Origin of the sequence: Microbacterium sp. ZKA21 (assembly GCF_050434165.1) — a bacterium.
In the GTDB taxonomy this organism is placed as follows: domain Bacteria; phylum Actinomycetota; class Actinomycetes; order Actinomycetales; family Microbacteriaceae; genus Microbacterium.
Genome location: NZ_JBNPVV010000004.1, coordinates 358517 through 366897, shown reverse-complemented (window position 1 = coordinate 366897; position 8381 = coordinate 358517). Strand labels below are relative to the sequence as shown.

Sequence of the window (8381 nt, the reverse complement as noted above, 5' to 3'; positions counted from 1 at the left end):
GCATTTGACAAGTGCACGCTGTTGAGTTCTCAAGGATCAGACGCTCCCCCGACCCAGCCTCACGACCAGGCCCGAAGGGCAACTTCTCTATCTTACCTCGCTTGATCCGTTTGTCAAATCGGCGAGCCGAGCGAACTCGACTCGCGATCCATGGATCGCAAGGCATCCCGTCACAGTCTCACACCGGGGTGTTCGAACTGTTTTCGGGAGGTTGTCCGCCGCTTGAGGGGAGCTGACCAGCTGGTCTCTCTCAACCCTGTGGGGCGAACAGGTAATAACTTACGTGGGATCCGGGGGTCGGGCAAATCCGGGCCGACTCCCGGGCGTGTCGCCCGACTTCTCGGGCCCGCGGTTCCTCGAGCGGTCGTACGATCGGGCCATGCAAGCACTCCCCTCACGTCTTGCCGTCGATGTCCTCGCGCATGCGAGCGTGCTCGCCGTGTGTCGTGCCGCCCGGCATCCGTCCGTCGATGCCGCGAAAGTCGATGCCGACCGCATCGCTGCGGCGTATCGAAGTGATCGGCACCTCACGATCGACGGGCTCGCACCCGATGTGTGGTCTCCGATGTCGGGATTCTGGCGCACGGCGGACGGCTGGGTCCGCACCCATGGGAACTATCCGCATCACGCGCGAGCCCTGCGCCGTGCTCTCGATCTGAGTGCGGATGCCGGGGCTGGTTCCCTGGCTTCGGTGCTGGCCGATCTCCCGGTGGAGGATGCCGTCGCCCGCGTCACGGACGCCGGCGGTCTCGCCGTCGCGGTACGCCCCGAGGAGCCGGACACGGACAGGTCGCTTCGCCGTACTCCCCTGGTCGATTCCGTCATCACCGGACGGGGGACCCGCCGTCGTCCCCCGACCCGCCCCGGCCTCGACGGCATCCGCGTTCTCGATCTCACCCGTGTGATCGCCGGTCCCGTCTGCACGCGCACGCTCGCGCTCCTGGGCGCCGACGTCCTGCGGGTCGACCCACCGGGTCTCGCGGAGCCGACCTGGCAGCATCTCGACACCGGTCATGGCAAGCGCTCGACGATCCTCGACGCGCGTTCGGCCCTGTTCGACGAGCTCCTCGGCGCCGCGGATGTCCTGGTCCTCGGGTACCGGCCGTCGGCCGTCGCGCGGCTCGGACTATCCCGCGAGGAGCTGGCGGATCGGCATCCGGGGCTCATCGTCGCCGAGCTGAGCGCCTGGGGACATGATCACCCCGACCGACGGGGGTTCGACAGCCTGGTGCAGGCCGAGTCCGGGATCGCGATGGTCGAGTCGCCGGACGGAGATCGGCCAGGAGCTCTCCCCGCTCAAGCCCTCGATCACTCCGCCGGCTACCTTCTGGCCGCCGCCGTCTGCGACGCGATCCATCGCCGAGCCGAGGACGGCACCACGCTCGCCGTGCGCACGTCGTTGCGCCGCGTCGCCGCCGAGCTGCTCGGGATGCCGCGCATCGCCGAGCCCGACCCAGCGCCGACGGTCGACCCGGCGGCGCACACGCAGCGTTTCCTGGTCGAAGGTCAGGAACTCGTCACGGTGCGCTCCGCGATTCCCGGGCTCGAGTTCGCAGCTCCGCGGGCGTGGGGACAGGACACGGCGGCCTGGTGATCAGCGACGGCTGCGCCGAACCCCGATCACCGCGCACAGCACGGCGGTGAGCGCTCCCCACACCGCGCACGCCGGAGGCAGCACCCGATAGGCCAGATGCTGCACCGTGAACGCGTCGGTGAACGGGCCGAAAGCGATCGTCCCGGACACCCATGCGGCCACGAGCACCGCCGGCAGCGACAGCCACCATGCGACGCGGACCCAGCCAGGCAGCAGCCGATGGAGGTCGGCGCGCGGCAGCCGACGGCGCAGCCACACCAGCATCCAGATCCCGATGATGATCAGGCCGATCGCGCTCGACCCGTGCTGCAGCCATTTGAATCCGGGCAGCGGGCCCCACTGGGCATCCAGAACCGGAAGCATCTGACTGCCCCAGCGCCCGTCGTGCGTGAACAGGTCCCACAGGATGTGCGAGGCGACGCCGATCAGCAGAGATGCCGCCAGCAGTAGCGGATACCCCCGCCGCTCCCCCGCACCGAGCGCCTGTCGCGCCGCTGCCCCCGGCTTCTGCTCCCATTCGCGCGGAAGGCGCGCGGCGACGAACGCCGGTGCGAGTTCGCCCACGGCCGGCCTCAGCAGCACCCGCCAGATCAGGAAGAGCACGAAGGCGATGATGCCCGTCCACAGCAGGTTCGCCCAGGTGTGGGTGAAGCCGTACCCGAGACCGGCGCCCCTGACGAAGAGCGGAAGATCCGGCGTCATCGCGCCGATGGCGATCGCCGCCGGGATCAGCGGCGTGCGCACGAACGGCAGCGCGACGACCGCATGGCTCGGCGTGAACGGCACGGGTCAGCCGATGAACACGCCCGCGAGCGTCTTCTTCCCTCGCCGGAGCACCGAGACGCCACCGGGCAGGGTACCCTGCACCACGACCGACTCGTCCTCGACACGGGCGCCGTCCAGCGTCACTCCGCCCTGGGCGATGGCCCGACGCGCCTCACCGTTGGAGGACACCAGTTCGGTCGCGACCAGCGCATCGACGATCGGAGTGCCGGCGGGCACCGTCGCGTTCGGCAGCTCCGACAGAGCCGAGCGCAGCGTCTCAGCATCCAGCGCTGTCAGATCGCCCTGACCGAACAGAGCCTCGGATGCTGCGACCACCGCGGCCGCCGCATCGATGCCGTGCACCGTGGCGACGACCTCGAGCGCCAGGCGCTTCTGCGCGGCACGGCGGAACGGCTCGGTTTCGACGAGCTGCTCGTACTCCTCGATCTCGGCCCTCGTGAGGAACGTGAAGACCTTCAGGCGCGTGATGACGTCGGCATCGTCGGTGTTCAGCCAGAACTGGTACATCCGGTACGGGCTGCACATCTCGGGATCGAGCCAGATCGCGTTGCCCGCGCTCTTGCCGAACTTGGTGCCGTCGCTGTTCGTGATCAGCGGCGTGCCGATCGCGTGCACGGAGACGCCCTCGACCCGGTGGATGAGATCCGTTCCGCTCGTGAGGTTGCCCCACTGGTCGCTGCCACCGGTCTGCAGCACGCAGCCGTAGCGGCGGTAGAGCTCGAGGTAGTCCAGGCCCTGCAGGATCTGGTAGCTGAACTCGGTGTAGCTGATGCCGGCTTCGGAGTTCAACCGCGCGGAAACGGCATCCTTCTTGATCATCGTGCCGACGCGGAAGTGCTTGCCGATCCCCCGCAGGAAGTCGATCGCACTGAGCGGCGCCGTCCAGTCGAGGTTGTTCACCATGCGCGCGGCGTTGTCGCCCTCGAAGCTGAGGAAGCGCTCGACCTGAGCGCGCAGCTTCCCGACCCACTCCTCCACCGTCTCGACGGGGTTCAGCACGCGCTCGGTGTCGCGTCCGCCGGGGTCGCCGACCAGCCCCGTCGAACCGCCGACGAGGCCGAGCGGCTTGTGACCGGCCAGCTGCAGCCGGCGCAGCGTCAGCAGCTGCACGAGGTTGCCGAGGTGCAGGCTGGGCGCGGTCGGGTCGAACCCGCAGTAATACGTGATCGGGTCCCCGGCGAGAAGGGCGCGCAGCGCCTCCTGATCGGTGGACACGTGGACGAGGCCGCGCCAGACGATCTCATCCCACACGTTCTCGAACGCGGGATCGATCGCCTGCGGAGCAGTCGTCAGAGGGGTATTCGACACGCGTTCCAGGCTATCAGCGCGCCGCGCGCCGGACGGTCAGGCGTGCACGCCCCACCACACCAGGAACGCCGCGCCCAGCGCGATCACCCAGCTGACCAGGCTTCCGACCAGGAAGTACTCCGCGCGGGCTCCTGTCTCGCCGTCCTTGGAGATCTCAGGGAACCGCACGATGCCCTTCGCCGCCAGCATCGCAGCGAGGATGGGGTATGCGGCGGTGAGAGTGAGCATGAACACGATCACGCGCTCGAGCGGTCCGATCAGGCGCCCGCCCTTGAAGCCGCCGCGCTGCGTCGGCCGGGGGATCCCGACGGGCTCGACCCCGGTCGCGCCGTCGACGCTCGTCGTGCCGTCAGTGCCCTCGTCGCCCTCCGCTGCGATGGCGTCCTCGACCGCACTGCCCGCTTCCGCTGCGATCCCCGCGTCGTCCGGTCGCCAGGTGTGCTCGCCGGAGAGCGCCGCCCTGACGACAAGGTTCGCCGATTCCAGCAGGAACGCGACGACGCCGATGACGAGGACGACGAGGTCGAAGGGGATCGGGCCGAACGGGGAACCCATCCGCCAGGACAGGCCGATGATGCCGGCATCCGGACGTGCTCCTGCCCACGCGACCGAGAGCGCGACGATGAAGGCGAGGACGACCGCCGGCCAGAAGCCGAGCCGGGAATCGCGATCCCTCGGCATGGCCAGCACCCAGGCCGCACCGACCGCGATCGCCAGGATCATCGGCAGCAGCGCGTCCGCGACGCTGCCGAGCACGAGCAGCACGATGAGCGTCACGAGGTAGCCGATCCAGCGTCGGGGCACGAACTGGCGCACGAGATCGACTGCTCCGACGGCCAGCAGCAGGAAGCCGGCGAGGATCATGCGACCATCCCTCTCAGCTGCGCCACTCCGTCGATCAGCGCCGCGGCCCCTGCGCTGCGCAGCGACTTGGACACGCTCGGCTGCGTGATGCCCTCCGCACGCGCGAGGTCTGCCTGGGGGGTGCCGATCAGACGACCGTATGTGAGGCGTCGTTCGCGTCCGCTCATGGCGCCGACCAGCTCGTCGCGGGTCAGCAGATACGCGTTCGATGCGGCGATCACGGGCTCCATGACCTCATCCTGCCCCGGGGCACCGACGATCCACGTGCGCATGCGCGGCACGGCGCGCTGTTCACGGGCGTGCACCGTCTCGATCGCGTCGCGCGCGGCGTACCAGCCTGGTCCGTCCGAGAGGTCCCCGTTCGCGGAGTCGATGGCGCGGATCGCCCCGACCCCGATGCCGAAGCGGAACGAGATCCCGTCCGGCAGGGCGAGCTGAAGCATGAGCAGCGATGTCAGCGCATCGCCGAGACGGGCGTAGACCGCCTGCTGCTCGTCCCCTACTGTGGGCGTCAGCGGCTGCGTCGCGAGCGGGAGGTCCTCCTCGACGCGCGCGATGGCCTCATCTAGCACGCGCTGTGCGGATGCCCGATCCTCCAGGCGACGGGAGCCGACGATGTCGGCGATCACGGCGATGACCATGTCATAACCATAACACGCATAATCCAAATATATGCACTTATACGTTATTTAGAGAGAATATGCCTGAAACACGCATCCACTGGCAGCAGGGAACCTGGACTCACCACCCCGAGACGATCACCGACGACGGCCACCTCGATGTGACCGCCATCGAGGGCAGCGACGCGTGGCGGCACACCGCCTACGGCTTCGTGCACGACACCGAGCACGCGCTCACCGCGCCGCTCGCCGTCGGCGAGGCGATGGAAGTCTCCTTCCACGCCCCGTGGGACGGCCAGTTCGACCAGGCGGGCGTGTTCGTGCGCATCGACGACGCCCGCTGGGTCAAAGCCGGCATCGAGTACGCCGACGGTCATCTCGGACTCGGCGCCGTCGTCACCGACGGCCGATCGGACTGGTCGGTCGGGTTCGTGGACGAGTGGCTGGATGCCGAGATCACCGTCCGCGTGAGCCGCTGGCCGGACGCCGTGATCGTCAGGGCGAAGGCGGACGACGGTGAATGGCGACTCGTGCGGGTCGCTCCGTTCGATCCGGATGCCGCGGCGACCGCTGGCCCGTTCCTGGCCGCGCCCACTCGATCAGGACTCGTCGTGAGATTCACGCGGTGGGTGCGCACGGAAGCCGACGCGTCCCTGCACTGACCTGCGTCCGCGCTACAGCCCCAGAGCGTGCGCTGCCTTCTGCGCACGGGCGATGAGCTCGGCGCGCTGCTCGGCGACCCGTACGCCGGCAGTGCCGCCCGCTCCGGTCCGCGATGCGACCGAGCCCTCGATCGAGAGAACCTCACGCACCTCGGGGACGAGGTGCGGCGAGACCGAGATCAGCAGCTCGTCAGAGGCATCTTCCAGGCCGATCCCCTGCTCCTCGCAGGCGCGGACGAGGGCACCTGAGATCTCGTGCGCGTCGCGGAAGGGCACACGGCGCTTCACGAGCCACTCCGCCACATCGGTCGCGAGCGAGAAGCCCTGCGGCGCCAGCTCGGCCATCCGCGTCGTGTCGAAGCGAAGGGTCGCGATCATCCCGGCGAAGGCGGGCAGGACCACCTCGAGCGTCTGCACCGAGTCGAACACGGGCTCCTTGTCCTCCTGCAGATCGCGGTTGTACGCGAGCGGAAGGCCCTTGAGGGTCGCCAGGAGGCCGGACAGGTTGCCGATCAGCCGGCCGGACTTGCCGCGGGCGAGCTCGGCGATGTCCGGGTTCTTCTTCTGCGGCATGATGCTCGAGCCGGTGGAATAGCCGTCGTGCAGGGTCACGAAGCCGAACTCGCGCGTGTTCCAGAGGATGATCTCTTCGGAAAGGCGCGAGAGGTCGACGCCCGTCATCGCCGCGATGAACGCGAACTCGGCGACCACGTCGCGTGCGGCCGTGCCGTCCAGGGAGTTCTCCGCAGGGCGATCGAGTCCGAGTTCGGAAGCGACCAGAGCCGGGTCGAGCCCGAGCGTGGAACCGGCGAGTGCTCCCCCGCCGTACGGCGAAACGCCGGCGCGGACGCGCCAGTCGACGAGGCGCTCGAGCTCGCGGACCAGCGGCCAGCCGTGCGCCTGCAGGTGGTGGGCGAGCAGCACCGGCTGCGCGTGCTGAAGATGGGTGCGTCCGGGCAGGATCGCGTCCGGGTGAGCTTCGGCCTGTGCCACCAGCGCGTCGATCACGCGCAGCAGATCTCGGGCGATGACCTTCGCGTGGTCGATCAGGTACATCCGCACGAGCGTCGCGATCTGGTCGTTGCGGCTGCGGCCCGCGCGCAGACGCCCGCCCAGTTCCGGTCCGAGCTCGGCGATCAGCGCCTGCTCCAGCGCGCCGTGGACGTCCTCGTCTGTGGGCTGAGCGACGATCGTCCCGTCGGCGACCTTGCGGGCCACGGCATCCAGCCCCTCGTGCATACGACGGGACTCATCCGGCTCGAGGTAGCCCGCGGCCTCGAGCGCCGTGGCGTGCGCGTGCGAGCCGGCGATGTCGTAGGGGGCGAGGATCCAGTCGAAGTGCGTGGAACGACTCAGCTCCACCAGCTCCGGAGACGGTCCGCTCGCGAATCGTGCGCCCCAGAGCGCGCCTTCGTTCGTCCCGTCCTGCTTCGCCTCGCTCATGGATTCAGCCTACCGATCCCTCGGGGCCGCGCCGGAACGGCGACCTTCGCCGTGCGATCCAGCAGCCACTCCAGCGGGCCACGGCCGATGAGCACCGCCCACGCCGTGCAGCCGACGATCGTGCCGATCGTGAGCGGCCAGAACGGTTCCATCGCACGAAAGGCGAGAAGATCTCCCGTGTCGCCGAACGCCGTCAGCGCGACCACCGCCCAGATGACCAACTGCGCGGTATAGGCCGTGAGGGGCATCGCACCGGTGGCGCGCAGCGGCAGCACGAGCATCCGGATCAGGTCCAGCCGGCAGATCAGCAGGCAGGCGCCGATCACGGCGATCGCGAAACCGCCCGTGCCGAAGACCTCGAACAGGCCGGACGAGTGCGGTTCCGCGGTCAGCACCCGCTGCAGGTACAGGGAATCCTGCGGCGCCGCGAGACCGGCGTAGCCGACGACCGCGAGCGCGGACCCCGCCCCCAGCATCCAGAACTGGGTGCGCAGGCGCCGCACATCGGCGCGCGCGATGCCGAGACCGGCCAGCACGAACGCGATCCACACCGGGAACGGATAGTTCCAGCCCAGCGCGGCCGAGAGCTCTTCGCCGAACGGGCCGGACCAGAGCGGCAGTTCGTTCAGCAGCGGCTGCACGAACGCCATCACTGCGCCGATCCCGGCGGCGGTCCACAGCACGATGCTCGACGTCGCCGCCGTGAACGGCAGGGCGAGCAGGAAGAGAATCGCGTAGGCGGGCAGGATCACGTACACCGGCACACCGGTGAGGATCAGCAGGATGCCGGTGAGCCACAGCATCCCGGCTCGAACGGCCAACCGGCCCCGGGCGGTGCGCATGCGATCACCGGTGAGCGCAACCGCACCGCCCGTCACCAGTCCGATCGAGACGCCGGCCAGGGTGGCGAACAGGATCGACGAACGACCGTCGACGATGAAGAGCCAGGTCGATGGGTCGTCCCAGTCCCAGTGGTCGGTCGTCGCGAGCAGGTGCGCCGCGAACATGCCGATGACCGCGAGACCACGGGCGAGATCGACACCGCCGATGCGCGCCGGGCCGTTCAACCGCTCCCACCGGTCGGACAGCCCGCGCGCCATCATG

8 protein-coding genes are annotated in these 8381 nt (G+C 69.2%); 2 read left to right on the top strand and 6 right to left on the bottom strand.

The genetic code is table 11. The annotated features are described in order from the left end of the window. Positions 1 to 379 precede the first annotated feature (379 nt). Positions 380 to 1594 (top strand): CoA transferase, encoded by a 1215-nt coding sequence (locus M2317_RS11300; RefSeq protein WP_429460211.1) that lies wholly within the window; start codon positions 380 to 382, stop codon positions 1592 to 1594. Here M2317_RS11300 and M2317_RS11295 read toward each other — a convergent pair whose 3' ends face one another. The 4 genes from M2317_RS11295 to M2317_RS11280 are packed head-to-tail and all read right to left on the bottom strand — an operon-like array spanning position 1595 to position 5193. Beyond that, positions 1595 to 2380, bottom strand: a complete 786-nt coding sequence (locus M2317_RS11295; RefSeq protein WP_429460209.1) for a DUF4184 family protein — start codon at positions 2378 to 2380, stop codon at positions 1595 to 1597. It abuts the gene before it with no gap. A gap of 3 nt (positions 2381 to 2383) precedes the next feature. Beyond that, positions 2384 to 3688, bottom strand: coding sequence for a tyrosine--tRNA ligase (gene tyrS, locus M2317_RS11290; protein ID WP_429460207.1), 1305 nt, complete (start codon positions 3686 to 3688; stop codon positions 2384 to 2386). Between the two features lie 36 nt (positions 3689 to 3724). Beyond that, positions 3725 to 4552 (bottom strand): hypothetical protein, encoded by an 828-nt coding sequence (locus M2317_RS11285; RefSeq protein ID WP_429460205.1) that lies wholly within the window; start codon positions 4550 to 4552, stop codon positions 3725 to 3727. Beyond that, positions 4549 to 5193 (bottom strand): SatD family protein, encoded by a 645-nt coding sequence (locus M2317_RS11280; RefSeq protein WP_429460203.1) that lies wholly within the window; start codon positions 5191 to 5193, stop codon positions 4549 to 4551. The genes M2317_RS11285 and M2317_RS11280 overlap by 4 nt, the downstream gene beginning before the upstream one ends. Positions 5194 to 5252: 59 nt before the next feature. On the opposite strand from M2317_RS11280, the gene M2317_RS11275 reads away from it, so the two are divergent. Further along, positions 5253 to 5834, top strand: coding sequence for a DUF1349 domain-containing protein (locus M2317_RS11275; RefSeq protein ID WP_429460200.1), 582 nt, complete (start codon positions 5253 to 5255; stop codon positions 5832 to 5834). Positions 5835 to 5846: 12 nt separating this feature from the next. Here M2317_RS11275 and argH read toward each other — a convergent pair whose 3' ends face one another. Both argH and M2317_RS11265 read right to left on the bottom strand, forming a co-directional pair. Next, entirely contained in the window at positions 5847 to 7277 is a 1431-nt protein-coding gene (gene argH, locus M2317_RS11270) for an argininosuccinate lyase (RefSeq protein WP_429460198.1), read from the bottom strand. Continuing rightward, positions 7274 to 8380: a heparan-alpha-glucosaminide N-acetyltransferase domain-containing protein gene (locus M2317_RS11265; RefSeq protein WP_429460196.1), complete on the bottom strand. Its 1107-nt coding sequence runs from the start codon at positions 8378 to 8380 to the stop codon at positions 7274 to 7276. Before M2317_RS11265 ends, argH begins: the two co-directional genes overlap by 4 nt. Position 8381 lies beyond the last annotated feature (1 nt).

Bases quoted from the DNA above. Each gene is read 5' to 3' on its own strand.
- M2317_RS11285 (WP_429460205.1), bottom strand. From the start codon at position 4,552: ATGATCCTCGCCGGCTTCCTGCTGCTGGCCGTCGGAGCAGTCGATCTC.
- M2317_RS11280 (WP_429460203.1), bottom strand. From the start codon at position 5,193: ATGGTCATCGCCGTGATCGCCGACATCGTCGGCTCCCGTCGCCTGGAG.
- argH (WP_429460198.1), bottom strand. From the start codon at position 7,277: ATGAGCGAGGCGAAGCAGGACGGGACGAACGAAGGCGCGCTCTGGGGC.
- M2317_RS11265 (WP_429460196.1), bottom strand. From the start codon at position 8,380: ATGATGGCGCGCGGGCTGTCCGACCGGTGGGAGCGGTTGAACGGCCCG.
- M2317_RS11275 (WP_429460200.1), top strand. From the start codon at position 5,253: ATGCCTGAAACACGCATCCACTGGCAGCAGGGAACCTGGACTCACCAC.
- M2317_RS11300 (WP_429460211.1), top strand. From the start codon at position 380: ATGCAAGCACTCCCCTCACGTCTTGCCGTCGATGTCCTCGCGCATGCG.